This is a genomic window from Haloarchaeobius amylolyticus, from assembly GCF_026616195.1.
GTDB lineage: Archaea > Halobacteriota > Halobacteria > Halobacteriales > Natrialbaceae > Haloarchaeobius > Haloarchaeobius amylolyticus.
Map to the genome: position 1 here is coordinate 380,912 of NZ_JANHDH010000002.1, position 16,978 is coordinate 397,889.

General features: G+C 69.9%; 18 protein-coding genes. 6 read left to right on the forward strand and 12 right to left on the reverse strand.

The features are described from left to right. Positions 1 to 65: 65 nt before the first annotated feature. Entirely contained in the window at positions 66 to 512 is a 447-nt protein-coding gene (locus NOV86_RS14295) for a pyridoxamine 5'-phosphate oxidase family protein (RefSeq protein WP_267642245.1), read from the reverse strand. 75 nt (positions 513 to 587) lie between these two features. On the opposite strand from NOV86_RS14295, the gene mobA reads away from it, so the two are divergent. Beyond that, entirely contained in the window at positions 588 to 1,175 is a 588-nt protein-coding gene (gene mobA / locus NOV86_RS14300) for a molybdenum cofactor guanylyltransferase (RefSeq protein ID WP_267642246.1), read from the forward strand. A gap of 12 nt (positions 1,176 to 1,187) precedes the next feature. Here the strand turns inward: mobA and yqeC are convergent, their stop codons facing one another. Both yqeC and fdhF read right to left on the reverse strand, forming a co-directional pair. Further along, positions 1,188 to 1,919 carry a selenium cofactor biosynthesis protein YqeC gene (gene yqeC / locus NOV86_RS14305; RefSeq protein WP_267642247.1) on the reverse strand — a complete coding sequence of 244 codons (732 nt, stop codon included), beginning with the start codon at positions 1,917 to 1,919 and terminating at the stop codon, positions 1,188 to 1,190. Further along, on the reverse strand, positions 1,910 to 3,964 hold the full coding sequence (fdhF, locus tag NOV86_RS14310) for a formate dehydrogenase subunit alpha (protein WP_267642248.1): 2,055 nt from the start codon (positions 3,962 to 3,964) through the stop codon (positions 1,910 to 1,912). The genes yqeC and fdhF overlap by 10 nt, the downstream gene beginning before the upstream one ends. Positions 3,965 to 4,037: 73 nt before the next feature. Here fdhF and NOV86_RS14315 point away from each other — a divergent pair, with 73 nt between their 5' ends. Then, complete coding sequence (locus NOV86_RS14315) at positions 4,038 to 4,445, forward strand: MoaD/ThiS family protein (protein WP_267642249.1); 408 nt, start codon at positions 4,038 to 4,040, stop codon at positions 4,443 to 4,445. Between the two features lie 29 nt (positions 4,446 to 4,474). Here the strand turns inward: NOV86_RS14315 and NOV86_RS14320 are convergent, their stop codons facing one another. The 6 genes from NOV86_RS14320 to NOV86_RS14345 form a co-directional block, all read right to left on the reverse strand. Then, a complete protein-coding gene (locus NOV86_RS14320; protein WP_267642250.1) occupies positions 4,475 to 5,407 on the reverse strand; it encodes an ABC transporter permease in 933 nt (310 codons plus the stop codon). Next, on the reverse strand, positions 5,404 to 6,378 hold the full coding sequence (locus tag NOV86_RS14325) for an ABC transporter ATP-binding protein (protein ID WP_267642251.1): 975 nt from the start codon (positions 6,376 to 6,378) through the stop codon (positions 5,404 to 5,406). The genes NOV86_RS14320 and NOV86_RS14325 overlap by 4 nt, the downstream gene beginning before the upstream one ends. After that, the gene (gene nosD, locus NOV86_RS14330; protein WP_438266725.1) at positions 6,362 to 7,801 is read right to left on the reverse strand and encodes a nitrous oxide reductase family maturation protein NosD; all 1,440 of its coding nucleotides are present in this window, start codon (positions 7,799 to 7,801) and stop codon (positions 6,362 to 6,364) included. The genes NOV86_RS14325 and nosD overlap by 17 nt, the downstream gene beginning before the upstream one ends. Then, entirely contained in the window at positions 7,798 to 8,571 is a 774-nt protein-coding gene (locus NOV86_RS14335) for a hypothetical protein (RefSeq protein WP_267642255.1), read from the reverse strand. The genes nosD and NOV86_RS14335 overlap by 4 nt, the downstream gene beginning before the upstream one ends. Positions 8,572 to 8,633: 62 nt before the next feature. Continuing rightward, positions 8,634 to 10,631, reverse strand: a complete 1,998-nt coding sequence (gene nosZ, locus NOV86_RS14340) for a TAT-dependent nitrous-oxide reductase (RefSeq protein ID WP_267642256.1) — start codon at positions 10,629 to 10,631, stop codon at positions 8,634 to 8,636. Between the two features lie 26 nt (positions 10,632 to 10,657). Next, on the reverse strand, positions 10,658 to 11,146 hold the full coding sequence (locus NOV86_RS14345) for a plastocyanin/azurin family copper-binding protein (RefSeq protein ID WP_267642258.1): 489 nt from the start codon (positions 11,144 to 11,146) through the stop codon (positions 10,658 to 10,660). A gap of 179 nt (positions 11,147 to 11,325) precedes the next feature. Here NOV86_RS14345 and NOV86_RS14350 point away from each other — a divergent pair, with 179 nt between their 5' ends. The 4 genes from NOV86_RS14350 (at position 11,326) to NOV86_RS14365 (ending at position 13,920) form a co-directional block, all read left to right on the forward strand. Then, positions 11,326 to 11,625 (forward strand): DUF7521 family protein, encoded by a 300-nt coding sequence (locus NOV86_RS14350; protein ID WP_267642259.1) that lies wholly within the window; start codon positions 11,326 to 11,328, stop codon positions 11,623 to 11,625. A gap of 237 nt (positions 11,626 to 11,862) precedes the next feature. Further along, positions 11,863 to 12,612 (forward strand): archaeal proteasome endopeptidase complex subunit alpha, encoded by a 750-nt coding sequence (gene psmA / locus NOV86_RS14355; RefSeq protein ID WP_267642260.1) that lies wholly within the window; start codon positions 11,863 to 11,865, stop codon positions 12,610 to 12,612. After that, the gene (gene psmB, locus NOV86_RS14360) at positions 12,609 to 13,298 is read left to right on the forward strand and encodes an archaeal proteasome endopeptidase complex subunit beta (RefSeq protein WP_267642261.1); all 690 of its coding nucleotides are present in this window, start codon (positions 12,609 to 12,611) and stop codon (positions 13,296 to 13,298) included. The genes psmA and psmB overlap by 4 nt, the downstream gene beginning before the upstream one ends. A 163-nt stretch (positions 13,299 to 13,461) precedes the next feature. Beyond that, positions 13,462 to 13,920 (forward strand): luciferase domain-containing protein, encoded by a 459-nt coding sequence (locus NOV86_RS14365; RefSeq protein WP_267642262.1) that lies wholly within the window; start codon positions 13,462 to 13,464, stop codon positions 13,918 to 13,920. A 14-nt stretch (positions 13,921 to 13,934) separates the two neighbouring features. On the opposite strand, the gene NOV86_RS23225 is transcribed toward NOV86_RS14365, so the two are convergent. The 3 genes from NOV86_RS23225 to NOV86_RS14380 form a co-directional block, all read right to left on the reverse strand. Beyond that, the gene (locus NOV86_RS23225; protein ID WP_267642264.1) at positions 13,935 to 14,801 is read right to left on the reverse strand and encodes a DMT family transporter; all 867 of its coding nucleotides are present in this window, start codon (positions 14,799 to 14,801) and stop codon (positions 13,935 to 13,937) included. A 126-nt stretch (positions 14,802 to 14,927) separates the two neighbouring features. Then, positions 14,928 to 15,518, reverse strand: a complete 591-nt coding sequence (locus NOV86_RS14375; RefSeq protein ID WP_267642266.1) for a 50S ribosomal protein L15e — start codon at positions 15,516 to 15,518, stop codon at positions 14,928 to 14,930. 173 nt (positions 15,519 to 15,691) lie between these two features. After that, positions 15,692 to 16,897 (reverse strand): MFS transporter, encoded by a 1,206-nt coding sequence (locus NOV86_RS14380; protein WP_267642268.1) that lies wholly within the window; start codon positions 16,895 to 16,897, stop codon positions 15,692 to 15,694. Positions 16,898 to 16,978: the final 81 nt, after the last annotated feature.

Genomic DNA, 16,978 nt, shown 5'->3' on the forward strand with positions numbered 1-16,978 from the left:
CTCTGGTCGGTTCACAGTTCCTGTGACGGACGTTCACAGGATGAGCGCTATCGAGACGGGGCGGCTCACGTCTCGTCCACGTCGCCGGTCCGCCGGCCCGTCACCTCGTCGGGGTGGAGCGCCCAGAACGTCGGCTCCAGTTCGGCGACGTCCTCACCGAAGACGCGGAGTGGCTGGTACAGCTCGTTGATCTGGGTGTCCGTCAGGCCCTCGGCGGGCCGGAGGTCGCCCCGGACGAGGATGCTCCAGGACTCGTCGCTCTCGGGCGACCCGTAGAGCACGAGCGTCGCGGTGGTGGTCGCCTCGACGTAGTGCATCTTGTCGCTGTCCTCGTGGTCGGCGAGGCGGACGAGGATGCGCCCGTCGTCGGCGCTGTAGTGGTAGGAGATGGGGATGGCGTAGGCGTCGCCGTCGTCTGCCAGCGCGAGGGTCCCGTGTCCCTGTTCGGCGAGCCGCCGTTCGACCTCGTCCGGCTCCATGCCGAACGTGTAGACGTATTCGACGTGTTTCATAGGTGAACATACGATGCGGGGGGAGAAGGCCGTTCCCCCGGGGCCTATTTGGGGCTGGCCGCCGGACTCGGTCGCATGACCGGGAGACGCGCGGGCCTCGTCCTCGCCGGCGGGTTCTCGACCCGTTTCGGCGACCGTGACAAGGCGGTCGCGGCCTACGACGGCGAGCCGATGGTCCGCCGGGTCGTCCGGCGCGTCGGGGAGGTGACAGACGGCGTGGTGGTGAACTGCCGGGCCGAACAGGTGCCGGCGCTCCGGACCGAACTGTCCGGGTATCCCCGGGTCGCGCTCGCGGTGGACCCGGTTCCCGACCGCGGGCCGATGGCGGGTATCTGGGCGGGGCTTCGTGCGATTCGCGCCCCCTACACCGCGGTCGTGGCCTGCGACATGCCACAGGTGGACCCCGAGTTCCTCGAACTGCTCTTCGAGCGCGCTGCCGGGGCCGACGGCGCCCTGGTCCGGACCGACGACGGCTGGTTCCAGACCACGCAGGCGGTCTACCGGACCGACGCGATGCGGGCGGCCTGCGAGCAGGTGCTCGGGGGCGAGGACGCCCGCATCCTCGCGGCGCTCGACAGGCTGACGATACGGGAACTATCCGAGAACGCGGTGCCGGACATGACGACGTTCACGGACGTGAACGAGGTTGGAGACCTGCCGTAGGTGGGGCCTCCCCTAGACGACGTCGACCACCGGGTCGTCCTCGTCCAGCAGACACGTCAGGACCACGCGGTCGACGCGGTCGCTCTGGTCGTAGATCTCGGCGGCGACCTCGCGGGCGGTGGCCTCGAGGTCGTCGTCGTCGACCATGTTCAGGACCGGGACGACGGTCGCGTCCTCGGGAACGTTCTTCAGCCCGCCGTCGGGGTCGGTGAGCACCTGCGCGACGTGGCGCGCCGTGATGACACCGCCGATGCGCATGTTGGTGATGTCGACGACTGACTCGGGCCGGTGGACCACGAGGTCCGAGAGCGCCTGGCCGACGATCTGGACGCTGACCATCGGGCAGACGGCGTCGGTGGTCGCCGGAATCATCGGTTCGAGGTCGCCGGGCGCCTTGAACAGTTTCCCGCGCGCCCCGTCGGCCTTGACGAGGACGGGCACGTCGGCGGCCTCGGAGAGTTCTGCGACGGTCTCGACGTCGTAGCCGCGGTAGCGGTCCTTGCGGTCCTGTTCGCGGACCAGTCCCAGCGGCCAGTCGTCGGGCTGGGCGTCGGCGAGGGCGGTGACGGGGTCCTCGGTCGCCACGACCCGGCCGACGTGGCCGTCGAAGATGGGGATGCGGACCGTGCTGGTGACGACCGCCTCGTGGAGGTCGCGCGCGAGGGTGTAGAGCAGGGACTTCTTCCCGCCCGCACCGACCACGCAGACCGTGCCCTCGCTCGGGACGGCCTCCGTCAGTCGCACGAGACCACCTCCACGCGGACCGCGCTGTGCTTGTATTCGGGAATCTTCGCCTCGGGGTCGAGGGTGTCGCCGGTGAGCACGTTCACGAGTGGGTCATCGTCGTGGAAGGTCATGAATACCGCCCCACGGCGGATGGCCGGCGTCACCTCGGCGGCGACGGTCACCGCCCCGCGGTCGTTCTCGACGCGGACCGTCTCGCCGTCCTCGATGCCCCTCGCTTCGGCATCGTCGGGGTGTATCTGGAGCGTCTCGGCGCCCCGGAGGCGCAGCAGGGTGTCCGAGCGACGGGTGACCGCGCCGCTGTTGAAGTGCTCGATGACCCGGCCCGTGGTGAGCACGAGGTCGTCCTCGGCGACGGGGTCGACGGGGTCGACGTGCTCGACCACCCGGAACTCGGCGGTCCGGTCACCGTGCTCGAACCGGTCGACGTGGAGCACGTCGGTCCCCGACTCGGCACCTTCGGGGAAGGGCCAGCGCAGGCTCCCGTCGCCGATGTTCTCGTAGCGCATCCCGCCGTAGATGGGCGTGGCGCGGGTGAGTTCCGCGAACACCTGCGCCGGGCTGTCGTACTCGAAGGCGTCGTCGGTGATGCGCCGGCCGAGTTCCCGGATGATGGCGAGGTCGGTCCGGGCGTCGCCCGGCGGGGTCGTGTTCGGGCGCATGCGCATGACCTGCCGGTCGGTGTTCGTGACGGTGCCCTCCTTCTCGGCCCACGCGCTGCCCGGGAGGACCACGTCGGCGTACTCGGTGGTCTCGCTCGGGAAGATGTCGTGGACGACGAGGAAGCACTCCTCGAGCTGTTCGCGCACCCGGGACTGGTTCGGCTCCGTGACGGCCACGTTCTCGGCGAAGACGTAGGCGGCGTGGACCGACTCGCCCATCGCGTGGGTCGCCTCGACCTCGGTCAGGCCGGGGGCGGCGGGAATCGCGGCCGGGTCGACGCCCCACACGTCGGCGAGGTCGGCGCGGCCCTCGTCGTCGGTGACGGGGCGATAGCCGGGCAGGACCGAGGGAAGCGCGCCCACGTCGCCGGCGCCCTGCACGTTGTTCTGGCCGCGGAGGGGGTTGACGCCCGAGCCGGGTTTGCCGACGTTCCCGGTCAGGAGCGCGAGATTGAGCAGCGCGTGGACGTTGGCGGTCCCGCAGTGGTGCTGGCTCATGCCCATCCCGGTGAAGATGGCGGCGGCGTCGGCCTCGCCGTAGGCGCGCGCCGCGGCCCGGAGGTCCTCGGGGTCGACGCCCGCCTGTTCGGCCGCCGCGTCGACGTCCACCTCCCCGAGGAACTGCTTCAGGGGGCCGAACTCGGTCGTCCGGTCGGCGATGAACCCGGCGTCGACCAGCCCCTCCTCGACGACGACCGCGGCCATCGCGTTCAGCAGCGGAATGTCGTACCCCGGGCGCACGGGCAGGTGGTGGTCGGCAGCCTCCGTGGTGTCGGTCGCCCGCGGGTCGACGTGTATCATCGTCGTCCCCTGCTTGATGGCCGGGAGCAGGTACGACCGGAAGATGACGGGGTGGTTCACCGCCGGGTTCGCGCCCACGACGAGGAAGCAGTCGGCCTCGGTGAGGTCGTCGAGGGTGTTCGTCATCGCGCCCGCACCGAAGCGCGCGCCCATCGCCGCGACCGTCGAGGAGTGACAGAGCCGCGCGCAGTTGTCCACGTTGTTCGTCCCGCACAGGCGTGCGACCTTCTGGAGCAGGTAGTTCTCCTCGTTCGTGCAGTTCGAGGAGGCGAAGAAGTACAGCGAGTCCGGCCCATGCTGGTCCAGGACCGTACCGAACTCCTGCTCGATGCGCTTCCATGCCTCCTCCCAGCTCGCCTCGTGGAGCTTCCCGTCGCCCCGGCGGATCCGGGGGGTGGTCAGGCGCTCGTCGTCGGTGACCGCGTCGTAGGCCGCGACCCCCTTCGGGCAGACCTCGCCCTTGCGGTTGACCGGCCCGCGCCAGCCGGTCGCCTTCCCCGACGCCGGGGCGTACTCGATGCCGCAGCCGACCCCGCAGAACGGACAGATGCTGTGGGCTGGCTCGTGGGTACGGTCGTCCATACAGTCACGTGACACGCGGCAGGCGTAAATGTTCGCGACAGGCCTTATTGTTCCACTCGCGCTACTCTCCCGTATGGTATCGACTGGTCATCGGCTGGAGGAGTCGGGAGGGAACGCGGCGACCACCACGGTCGACGTGAAGTGCACCGGCCACGTCCGCACCGCGGTCGGCCAGCCGCGCATGGAGTACACCTTCGAGGGGGACACTCTCCGGGAGTTCCTCGACGCGTTCCTCGAGGAGTACGACGTGGCGGACCTCCTCATCGCCGAGAGCGAGACGGAGTCGACCCACCGGGGCTGGGTCCCCGACGCGGAGGACCTCCCCGGTACCTGGCGGAAGAACCCGGAAGGCGAACAGAGCCGGCGCTACGCCCGTATCTGTGTCAACGGCCGGTTCAACGAGCACCTCGACGGGCTCGACACCGAGCTGGAAGCGGGCGACCGCGTCGCCCTGATGTACCCGTTCATCTACTGCTGCTGAGACCGCTACGAGAATCGGTTTCTCGCCTGCTACTGCCGCCCGTGGACCCTGCCTGCTGCCTGCACCGCGCCGGCCAGCGGCAGCACGATCCACGCCAGTAGCCCGGCCCCGGCGAGTGCCGGCGGGAGCGACGAACTCGCGATGGCGGCGCCGACGCCGCCCCCGGTCGTCTGGACGCCCGAGAGCACCAGCACCCGGAAGCAGTCCGCCGGGTTCAGGAGCACCAGCGCGGTGACGACGACCTCGGGCGGGTCGGCGAACACGACCGCCGAGAGCGCGAGCAGGTCGTGCGCGAAGACGAACCAGACCCACGCCAGCAGGACCCCGCCCAGCGCGTGGGTCTTCTCGCGCGCCAGCGTCGACACCAGCACCGCGATGGCGAGGAACGCGAGGCCGGCCCCGACGGCGGCGAGCAGGAACCGGGCGTAGGGGCCCAGTCCCGAGACGCCGACGAACCGGAACAGGAGCGCGCCGCCGAAGCCGAAGCCGACGGCGAGCGCGGCGACCAGCCCGAGCGCCCGCCCGAGGTAGGTCCCGAGCAGGACCCGCGACCGCCGGACCGGCAGCGCGAACAGCATGTCGAGGGTGCCGCGCTCGGCCGGTTCGACGACCGCGGCGTACCCGAACGCCAGCGCCGCGAGCGGGACGAGGTAGACCGAGAACTCGGCGAGCGAGACGACGACCGCGCCGGCGCGGCCGGTGCCCGCGCCCGCCCCGCTGGCGGCCGCGACCGCGAGCGAGACGACCGCGAACAGGGCCGCGAGCCCGACCGGCCAGCGCGACCGCGACAGGGTGCGATACTCGCGGTCGGCCAGGGTCAGGACGTGCCCGAGACCGCCCAGTGCGGGCAGCGACGCGGTGAGCGCACCGAGTCTCACCGCGCTCTCGGTGGCCGTCGCCGTGCCGCCGTCGGGGCGGGTTTCGGCACCTTCGTCCTCAAGGTACTCGCGTTCGTCCGTCATGCCGGCTCACCCCCGTCCTCCGCGAAGACCTCGTTCGCGGGCCGGTCGTCCGCGACGTGCTGGCGGAAGGCGTCCGCGAAGCCGGGGCCCTCGACCTCGAACTCGGTCACGGCGACCGCGTCGCGGATGGCGTCGAGGACGGGGCCCTCGTCGCCCCGCGGGCAGGTGACGACCAGCGGGTCGCCGGCCTGCTCGACCGCGGCGTCCGGGACGGCTTCGAGGTCGGCGACCGCCTCGACCGCGGCGGCGGGGTCGGCGTCGGGCGCGAGCCGACAGGTCACGGTCGCCGCGGTCGCGACCGCGGTCCGCAGCTCGTCGACCGGCCCGGTGACGACCTCGTGGCCGTCACGGAGGATGGTCGCGCGGTCGCACAGTGCCTCGACCTCGCGCAGGTCGTGGCTCGTCAGGACGACCGTCATCGCCGTCTCCGCGATGGACCGGACCACGTCGTGGAAGTCCGCGACGCCCTCGGGGTCGAGGCCGGCGGTCGGCTCGTCCAGCAGGAGCACGTCGGGGCGGGTGAGCAGGGTCGTCCCGAGCCCGAGCCGGCGGGTCATCCCGTTGGAGTACCCCGCCACCTCGCGGTCGGCCGCGTCTTCGAGGCCGACCGTCGCCAGCACCCGGCGGACCCGGCGCTCGCGCTCGTCGGCCGGCACCTCCCGGAGGCGGGCGTAGTAGGTCAGCACCTCGCGCCCGGTCAGGCGCGGCTCGAAGCCGGCGTCCTCGGGCAGGAACCCGACGTGCCGGCGGCGCTCGACGCCCGCGTCGGCCCCGTAACCGGCGACCCGGACCTCGCCCTCGTCGGGCGTCTCGTGCCCGACGAGCAGGCGGAACAGGGTGGTCTTGCCGGCGCCGTTGGTCCCGACGAGGCCGAACGTCTCGCCGCGGTCGACCGACAGCGAGACGCCGTCGAGTGCGGTCACCGAACCGTACGTCTGCCGGACCTCGGTCACGTCAATCATCGTCGTCATAGTATCGCCTCCAGTTGTCGTGTGGTGGCCGGACGAGCGGGTGCTGGTCCACGACCCCCGGCGCCTCGATGACGGGCACCGAGCGCTCGGCCGTGCGGACCACCGCGAACGCGGGCGAGTCGGTGAAGACGCTCGCCTCGGGGTGCTGTGCGACGAGGTGTTCGACCAGCCCGGCCGGCTGGTAGCGCGTCTCGCTCACCCCGTCCTGGTCGGTGTCGGCGGTGGTCGCCGCCGACCAGTAGTTGCCCGCGTCCGTCCCGTTCCAGGCGACCTGCTCGCCGAGGACGGCCTTCACCGGCCGGTCGTTCCGGACGAAACTGTTGTGGTGGACGCGCTCGCGGACGCTCCCGGCCGAGAGGTGGACGCCGACGCGGTTCTCCATCACCAGGTTGTGCGTGATGGTGTTGTTCAGCGAGTTGTACACGAACAGCCCCTGCCCGTTCCCGACCACCTCGTTCCCCCGCAGGACGCTGTGGTCGATGGACTTGACCATGATGCCGTGGCCGCTCTGCCCCGTGTTGTTCACCGCGGTGTTGTTCTCGATGCGCAGGTACTCCGAGATCATCAGCGCGTAGCCCGCGTCGTTGTCGAACGCGGTGTTGTTCCGCAACACGCAGTGGTCGGAGTACATGTAGTGGACCCCGTACCGGAGGTCCCACATGGTGTTGCCCGTGGCGACGACCTCGCTCGCCCACGAGTAGTAGACGCCGTCGCGGACGTCCGTGATGCGGTTGTCCCGGACGACGGCGCCGGTCGCACGGTAGAGCTGGATGCCGTTCCCGCGGTCGGTGAGCGACTCGACCGACTCGCGCCCGACGATGGTGTTGTCGAGGACCCGCACGTCCTCGGTGCCGTCGACCCAGACGCCGAAGGTCATGTCCGTCACGCGGTTGTCCCGGACGGTGACGCCCTCGCCGTCGACCCAGATGGCCGCGTCGTTCTCGCTGGTCTGCCAGCCCGAGTTGCGGACCCAGAGCCCCCGGACCGTGACGTCCGGGGCGTCGATGGTGAGCACGTCACCCTCGCCGTCTCCCCGGACGAGAGCCTCCCGCGGCCCGGCCCCGCGGATGGTGACGTTCGGCGTGGTGACCGTCACGGTCTCGTCGAACCGTCCCTCGACGCGGACCACGTCGCCCGGCTCGGCGGCGTCGAGCGCGGCCCGGAGCGTGTCGTACTCGGTGTCGCCGACGCGAGCGACGCCGTCCTCGGTGGGTGCCTCGAAGTCGAGTTCGCGGGCGACCGACGGGTCGAAGTCGACCTGTCGGCCGGCGTCGGTGCTGGCTGCGGCGCTGCCGTCGCCGCCGGCACCGGCGTCGCTCGCGGCGCTGGCCGCCGGCCCGGCGACCGCGATGCCGGCGGCTGCCAGCACCACGACGAGGGCGACCGCGACGATGCCGTACTCCCGGACCTCGCGCACGGTCAGTCACCCCCGACGTGGCCCGGTGGCCGTTCCCCGTCTTCCGATTCCGCTCGCTCGTCGTCGCCGCCACCGCCGGGGAGTCGCTCCCGGACGGCACCGGGCAGGCTCGCGAGCCGGCCCGGCAGGTCGCCGAAGGTCACCGGCTCGTCGCGGTAGTAGAACGCGACCACGAGCAGGCAGACCGAGCACATCGCCAGGTAGGCGCCGAGGCCGAAGCGCGAGTAGCTCGTGATGTTGGCGACCTCGTACTTCCCCCAGATGGGCGGGGTGAACCCGTCGACGCCCATGACGGGCGCGCCGGGGTCGAGGGTGTGGCCGGCCTGGTAGAGCCGGTACTGGATGTCGGCGAGCACGATGCCGAACACCGCGACGGTGCCGACGAGCTGCCAGCGCAGCCCGCGGCGCAGGCGGGACTCGTCCGGCGCGAGGGCGACGAACGCCCCCGCGGCCGCGACACCGACGAACGCCAGCGGCCCGAGCGACCACTCGGGGACGTCGACCGCCGTCGGCTTGGGCTGGTAGTTCGGGCTCCAGTGCACCGGGTCCGGGTAGTAGAACCCGATGTACTTGTTGAGCCGGGCCATCTCGACGTAGTCGCCGCTGATGTGGGGGTACGCGTACAGCTGCAGGTGCAACACGGTGTCGGGGTACTGCACGGCGTGCACGCTGATGGTCCACATCGGGAACGCCAGCGCGGCGACCAGGAGCACCGCGGCTATCGCCGGCAGCGTGCGCCTGAGTTCACGAAAATCGTCGGGCGTGGGTAGTTGCATGGGCTCTCACTTCCGGGTGGGAACGAGGGGTGGGGTTCGCGGGCTGTTCGGTCCGTGGCTGCTCAGTCGCGCGGTTCGACGATCATCCGCGAGCGCATCTCCAGGTGGAGCGCGCTGCAGAAGTACGTACAGTAGATCCAGTAGACGCCGGGCTCGTCGGCGGTGAAGGTGACCTCGCGGGTGTCCTGCGGGGCGATGGCGAGGTTCACGTCGTGCTCGGGGATGGCGACCCCGTGGATGACGTCCCGGACGTCCTCGATGTTGGTGAGGGTGAGTCGCACCTCGTCGCCCTCCTTCACCGTGAACTCCTGCAGGCCGTACTGCGAGCGCTTCACGGAGGACTTCACGTGGACGCTCTGCTCGCCGGTGCGCTCGACGCCGGACTGCTTCGCGGTGACGTACGGCTTCTCGCCCTTGTAGTCCTCCCTGTCCCACGTGGTCGCGGGGTTGATCTTGTCCCGGTGTGCGAACACGCAGTCGTGGGGCTCGGGGTAGGCCGGGTGGTCCGCGACCAGTTCCATCTCCTTCTCACCCTGGCCGATGTGGATGAGCTGGTCGTTGTCGGGGTGGATGGGGCCGACCGGGAGGAACCGGTCCTTCGAGAGCTTGTTGAGGCTGACGAGCCACTCGCCGTCCGGGTCGGTCGTCATCGCCTCCAGCGCCTGGATGTGGCCGGGGTTGTAGTGGACGTCTATCTTCTCGATGACCGGGTCCGCAGACCCCTTCTTGGCCTCGACCGCCTCCTGGATGTCCCACTTCGCGACCTGCGAGTCGATGAACAGGCTGGTGTAGGCGTGGCCGTTGCCGTCGAAGGTGGTGTGCAGCGGCCCGAGGCCGACCTTCGGCCGGCCGACGACGGCCTTCGCCGGGTCCGAGACCTCCCCGAGCTTGTTCAGGTCGAGGATGGTGACCGTCGGCGAGAGCTTGCCGGCGATCATCGCGTAGTCGCCGTTGGGTTCGATCTCGACGCAGTGCGGACTCTTCGGCGTCGGGATGTACTTCACGATGGGGCGGTCCCCGGAGTTGAGCGAGCTGCTCTTCGTGCCGTCGACGACGGGGACGCCGTTGATCTCCTCGTACTTGCCCTGTTCGACCGCCTTTTCGATGGCGGGGATGTCGAACGCCTTCACGAAGTCGCGGTCGTCGTGGGTCATGCCCTTGATGCCGACGGCCTCCTCGGAGTTGTACGCCGAGGAGATGACCCAGCGGCCCTCCTTGCCGGAGTCACAGATGTCGAGGTTGCCGTCGACCTTGACCTGCCACGTCGTCTCCATCGACTCGGGGTCGACCGCGCTGAACAGGCTGGTGTACTTCTCCGGGCTGTGGACGTCCCGGCCGTCGTTGGGCAACGGGGTCCGGAACTCGCCGTTGCCGAAGACGTACTTCGTGTCCGGGCTGAGGACGGTCGTCCCGTGGACGGACTGGACGTTCGGGACGTCCGTGATGGCGTCCGTCTCGAAGTACTTCAGGTTCACCCGCGCGATGCGGCCGTTCGCCTTGTCGTTGACGTAGAGGTACCGGCCGTCGTAGTCGCCGTCCGTCTCCGAGAGGTTCGGGTGGTGGTTGTCACCCCAGGTGTAGTCGCCGGCCTCCTCCAGCATCTCGCTCGTCTGGTCGTCGTAGCCGTAGCCGCGGGCCCCCTCCGTGTTGAACACGGGGATGCGGGTCAGCTCGCGCATCGACGGGATGCCGATGACGCGAATCTCGCCGGAGTGGCCGCCGGACCAGAACCCGTAGTACTCGTCGTGCTCGCCCGGGGGGACGAGGTGGTCGGGCTTGGAGCCACCGCCGCCGGCGGGGTTGCTCGTCCCGCTCCCGCCGTCGTCGAGGATGCCGCCGGCACAGCCGGCCGTCGCGGACATCGCGCCGGCGACCGCCCCGGCCTTGAGGAAGTCGCGACGGTCGAGTTCGAGCCCGGCGAGCTCGAGGTCGAGGCCGTCGTCCTCCTCGCGGGGCGTCTCCGTCTCGACCTCCGCGAGCACGTCCTCGAGTTGCTCCTCGTACTCCTCGACCACTGCTTCTGGATCGATACTGTCGGCACTGGGGGTATGCTCTGACATGGTTGGATCGCTGGATTACGACCGCGTTATTCGACCGTCACCTTCGCCTTCATCCCGACGCTCTTGTGCGGCGAGCAGTAGTACTCGTAGGTGCCTGCCGTGTCGAACGTGTGGGTGTACGTGTAGCCCTTGTCGAAGAGCTTCGACGTGCCACCTTTCGTCCCCTCCCACTCGGCACCGTCGGGCTGGCCGGACACCACGATGTTGTGCTGGTTCGACTTCCAGACCCACTTCACCGTCTCGCCCGTCTTCACCGTCGGGTTCTCGGGCTTGTACGAGAACTGCCCGCCGGGGCCGACCTCGATGGTGACCGCGGCGTCGGAGCCGCCACCGTCGCCGGACTCCTTCGAGTCGCCGCCGGCGGTCGTGTCTTCGCCGCCGCCACCCGTGTCGCCGTCGTCGGCCGCCGTCTTCGTCCCCGAGCTGTCGCCGCCCAGGCAGCCTGCCAGGGCGAGGCCGATGCCACCGACCGCAGCCGTCCGCAGCACGTGTCGTCTGGTGTGGTCGTCGGTCATTGTCTCCTCATTCGGTCGTTACGGGTAGACCCATTTCAACCGTCGAGCGGATTCTCCGGTGCTGGCAACCCCTTCGAACATGTTCGTCGGGGGCTGGGGGCGGGACGCTCGACCCGCTGCGTTTTCGCGAACTGGGAACCGGACGCCCGTTTTACTCACTGGTGGACACTACCATACGAATGGGGACCGGGATGACCCCAGCAGAGACCGCCTTCGTGGCCGCGCAAGCGGTCACGGCCCTCGTCGGGACGTACCTCACCACCCTCGCCCGGCGTGCCGGTCGGCGGACCGGTATCCGGAGCCTCCGGTCGCTGGCCGTCGGCTTCGGTTGCATCACCGTCGGCGCCCTCGTCGCGGTCGCGATCTTGAGCGTCGCGCCGACCGCGACCGACCTCGGCTTCGGTGCCCAGGCGGCGGCGACCGCGGCCGGCCTCGTCGTCATCACCGTGGCCTTGCGCCGCACCGCCGACCACGCCTGAGCGAGGGACACTATCCTGTCGCACGCGCGAGACTGTCTGTCCCTCACGCAGTCCCCGTACCACACAGCCCCGGCGAGCGTCGCGAGCACCCGGTCGGCTTGCCGAGTGCGGAGTCGTTATGGGCCTGGGAGTTCTGGGTCCGAGTACGCAGCGCGGTCCCCCGGTTCTATCCGAAATCCGAGGGAACATACAAAAGGTACTTAAAAAGCGGATACTTACCTCAGGTAAGGGCTTACCATGCAAGGCCAGAATCAGCAGCAGGCGTACGACCGGGGTATCACCATCTTCTCCCCGGACGGTCGTCTCTATCAAGTCGAGTACGCCCGCGAAGCGGTAAAGCGCGGGAGTGCGAGTGTCGGCGTGCGAACACCCGAGGGTGTCGTCCTTGCGGCCGAGCGGCGCAGCCGCTCGCCCCTGATGGAGCGCGACTCCGTCGAGAAGCTCCACAAGGTCGACGACCACATCGGCATCGCGTCGGCCGGCCACGTCGCCGACGCGCGGCAGCTCATCGACGTCGCCCGTCGCGAAGCACAGGTGAACCAGCTCCGCTACGGTGAGACCATCGGCGTCGAGACGCTCACCAAGGCGGTCACCGACCACATCCAGCAGTACACCCAGACCGGTGGCGCGCGCCCGTTCGGCGTCGCGCTCCTCGTCGGCGGTGTCGAGAACGGCGAACCCCGCCTCTTCGAGACGGACCCCTCCGGGACCCCCTACGAGTGGAAGGCCATCGCCATCGGCGGCAACCGCGAGGAGATCCAGAGCCACCTCGAGGACAACTACTCCGAGGACCTCGGGCTCGAGGGCGGCATCGACCTCGCCATCGAGGCGCTCGCCACCCCCGTCGACGACGAGGGCTTCCCCGCGGAGGGTCTGGCCATCTCGACCATCGACGCCGAGACCGGGTCCTACCGGAACCTGGAGACGGACGAGATCGCCGACCGACTGACCGAACTCGACCTCCTCACGGAGGGTGACGACGAATGACGCTCGAGAACACGAACCCCTACGACCCCGAACTCGGCAACGCCGAGTGGAAAGAACAGGAGCGAGACGAGGAATCGGTCAACAAGACCGGGACGACCACCGTCGGCATCGCGACCGACGAGGGCGTCCTCATCGCGACCGACCGCCGGGCCAGCCTCGGCGGCCGCTTCGTCTCGAACAAGAACGTCGTGAAGGTGGAGCAGATCCACCCGACGGGTGCGATGACGCTGGTCGGCAGCGTCGGCGGCGCCCAGTCGTTCATCAAGTCCCTGCGCGCGGAGGTCAACCTCTACGAGACCCGCCGCGGCGAGGACATCAGCATCCCGGCGCTGGCGACCCTCGCGGGCAACTTCGCCCGCGGCGGCCCCTTCTTCGCCATCAACCCCATCCTCGGCGGCGTCGACGAGGAAGGCAGCCACGTCTACTCCATCGACCCCGCCGGCGGCGTCATGGAGGACGACTACACCGTCACCGGCTCCGGCATGATGGTCGCCTACGGGCTGCTCGAGGGCGAGTGGCACGAGGACATGACCATGGCCGAGGCCAAGCAGGCCGCGGCGCGTGCGGTCCGCTCGGCCGCCGAGCGTGACACCGGCTCCGGCAACGGGCTGGTGCTGTGTGAGATCACGTCCGACGGCGTCGACATCACCGAGTTCGACGGCTTCCCGGACGAAGACGAACTCTAACTAGGCGTCCCATCCCCCGGCTCTCGCGAACCGGGTTCCGGGCCGGTCGTTTCTGCCCGCTCTCTTCGCACCCTTCGCCAGCGACATCTCCGGCGACCGACCTCTCAACCGGCCGGGTAACTCCGGCGTGCTTCTCAAGCCGGAGTAACGCCTCTGTTACTGTATGAGGGATGCTGCCACCGACCGGGATTCCGGAGAGTTCATCGCCGCCATCTGCGACGAGGTGACCACGTGGCCTGCCGTCACGGACGGCGACCACCGCGACGGCGGGCGCGAGTTCCACTGCGACACGCAGGAACTCGGCCACATCCATCGCTCCGGGCTGGTCGACGTCGAGTACCGGCTGCCGGTGCGCGACGCGGTCCTCGCCGAGGGGCTGGCCGAACCCCACTCGCTCGCCCCCCGGTCCGGGTGGACCTCGTTCCGCGTCGCCGGGGGTGACGACCTCGACCACGCCGTACTCCTCCTTCGCATCTCATACCTCGATACCCTGCTCACCCGGTCGCACACCCACACCTGTCGGGCGGCGCTCGACGAACTCGACGTGGACGCAGAACTCGACGCGCTGCCGGGGCTGGCCCGTGCCGAACTGGAGCGACTCTACACGGAACTGCTCGCCTGAGGCTCCGGGCGGGCCTAGCCCAGCGTGATGAGCGCGACGCCGGCGATGGCGACGCTCGACGCCACGAGCCGGAGCCTGAACTGCGGTTCCTCCAGCAGGACGCCGCCGAGGAGCACCGCGACCACGGCCTGCGCGTTCACGATGGGCGAGGCGACGCTCGCGGGGAGCGTGGTGAAGGAGATGGCGATGACGTGCTGGCCGCCGGCGACGAGCGCGCCGACCGCGACGAACTTCCACCAGTCGTCGGCGACCCGGTCGGTCTCCAGGTCCGGGAGCGCCATCGGGACGACCGCGGCGAGGATGGTGACCAGCATCACGACGACGAACTCGGTCGGCGTGACCGCGAGCTCCTGCAGGAGCAGGCGTTTGCCCACGTCGACCAGCCCGAAGGTGGCCGCACTCACCAGCGCGAGCTGGGCGGGGCGGGCGGTGACCGCGCGGCGCAGCGGCGTCAGCAACTCACCCGGCTCGTAGTTGACGAGGTAGAGACCGGCGGTGACGACCACGACGCCCGCGACCTGCATCGGGGCGAGCCGTTCGTGCAGCGCCAGCACCTCGATGGGAAGGACGAACGCCGGGACGACCTTGCTGATGGGCGCGACGTAGCTCACCTCGCCGATGGCCAGCGCCCGGAAGAACGCGACCAGTGCGACGACCACGCCGAGGGAGACGGCGACGGTCGCCACGAGCGCGACCGGGTCCGTGGGGATGGGGAGGCCGTCGGTGGTCGCGACCGCGGTCGGCAGGTACCAGACGACGGCCGCGGCGTACACCCAGGTCAGGTAGACGGGGACCGCGTACGCGCTGAAGTACCGCTTTACGACGAAGAGGTAGGTGCCGAAGAGGACGGCGGCGAACAGCGCGTACGCGATTCCACTCACGTCTCGTCATCGAAGACGCACGCCGAAGAACGGTTCGATTCGCACGAGGCGTCGGGGACGTTTCTTCGGAATCGAAGACGGTGCCGCGGCTCGGCGGTGGTGGAGAACGGTGAAAGAGAGACCGCGTCAGTTCTTGCGGTGCGTGCCCGAGGACGTGCTCGGACGGGTGTGCTCGGTGCCCTTGCCCTTGAACGACAGGCCGCGGTTCTGGACGCCGGCGCTCGTGAGGCCGCGGAACGCGCGGTTCTTGTGGGCGTCGTCGCAGATCCAGTTGAGGTCGTCGTCGTTCTGGATGGCGGGGTGCTCGGGGTCCACGAGGATGATCTCGTGCCACTTCTGGGAGCCGTCCTCACCGACCCAGTAGGAGTTCAGCACACGGAGGTTGACGTACTTGCGCGAGGCACGCTCCTCGGCGATGCGCTGGATGTTCTTGTTCCGCCCGAGGCGGTTGACACCCTGGCGCTTCGAGCGGCGACCGGCCTTGTGTCGGCTCTTGCGTGCGCCACCCTTGCGGACGGAGACGCGTGCCACGACGATGCCCTGCTTGGCCTTGTAGCCGAGTTCGCGGGCCTTGTCGAGGCGAGTCGGGCGCTCGATGCGCTCGATGGCGCCTTCCTTGCGCCACTGCTGCTTTCGCTGCCACTGGAGTTCGGCCAGCTGGCCGTCGTCCGGGTCCTGCCACGCTTCCTTGATGTGGGAGTAGAAGCTCTTTGTCATGGTGTATCACCACGGGCGTTGGCCGGTTCAGTTCGCGCGAGCGAACCACATTCCGATGACCTGCACGGGGGCAGGTGCCCACTGGTGCCCGTCGTCCAGCGAGTTGTCGATACTTCCTCGTCTCGGCCTTTAAGCGTGTCGAACCGTCCGCACGTGTGCTCCCGAATCCCACATCACCGGCTCGACGCGACCGCCGTCTCCCGGCGCATGCGGAACCGCAGGAAGACCGGGACGGTGACCGCGGCCAGCAGTATCTCGACCCCACCGGCGGTGAGGAACGCGGCCTCGTAGCCGAAGCGGTCGGCGACGGTCCCGCCGACGAGGATGCCCGCGAGGAAGCCGGTGCTCCCGAAGATGTTGAACCCGGCCATCGCGACCCCGCGCTCGGTGTCGCGCGCGAGGTCGGTCACGAGGGCCATCGTCGCCGGCGACATCATCGCGCCGACCACGCCGACCGCGACCATCGCGGCGCCCGCGAGCTGGACCGTCGGGGCGAGGCCGACCGCGACGATGGCGACCCCGTAGCAGACCGAGCCCGCGACGACCGGAACCGTCCGGCCGATGCGGTCGGAGGCGACGCCGAAGGGGTACTGCAGGAGTGCGAAGGGCGCGAAGAAGAGCGCGAGCATCAGCCCGGTCGCGCCGGGGCTGAGTTCGAACACCTCCCGGAAGTACAGCGTGCCGACGAGCGCGAAGAACCCGGCGGTCAGGCGGTCGATGAAGCCGAAGGCGTAGGGGACGAGCAGGATGGGGGTGTCCCGGACGCCGGCGAGCGCCCGCCAGATGGTCGACTCGGTGTCGTCGACCGGCCCCTCGCGCTCGTCGATGGCGACGGTCGCCAGCACCGCCACCCCGAACATGAGGACGCTGGCGGCGGCGACCGGGACCAGCGTGCCGACCTCGTAGAGCTGCCCGCCGAGTGGTGCGCCGAGGGCGGTCCCGGCGCCGATGGCGATACCGGCCGCGCCCATGTTCCGGCCGTGGCCACCTTCGAGGTCCATCAGCATCGTCATCGCCAGCGAGAACGCGCCGATGGTGGCCGCGCCCTGGAACAGCCGGACGACCAGCACCGCCCAGAACGGCATGGTCGTCACGGTCGGCAGGAGCGCGAGCAGGGCGTAACCCACGCCGCCGCCGATGGTCCCGGCGACGACGAAGGGCACCCGGCGGCCGGTCGCGTCGCTGGCGGCGCCCCAGACGCCGGCGAAGGCGACGAACGCGGCGAACTCGACCGCGAGGAACCACATCCCGCCCTCGAGCGCCGCCCCACCGCCGAAGGCGGCGACGAGCGTGTCGAGCCCCGGGTAGAGCAACACCTGCGCGAGGAGCACGACGAAGACGACGCTCGCGAGGACGATGCGGTCGCGGCGGGTTGTCACGCCCGGGCGTAGGGCGTCATCGTATGAAGATGCACGGATTCCGGGAGCACCGTACCGGGGGCCTGCCGCGGCCTCTACGAC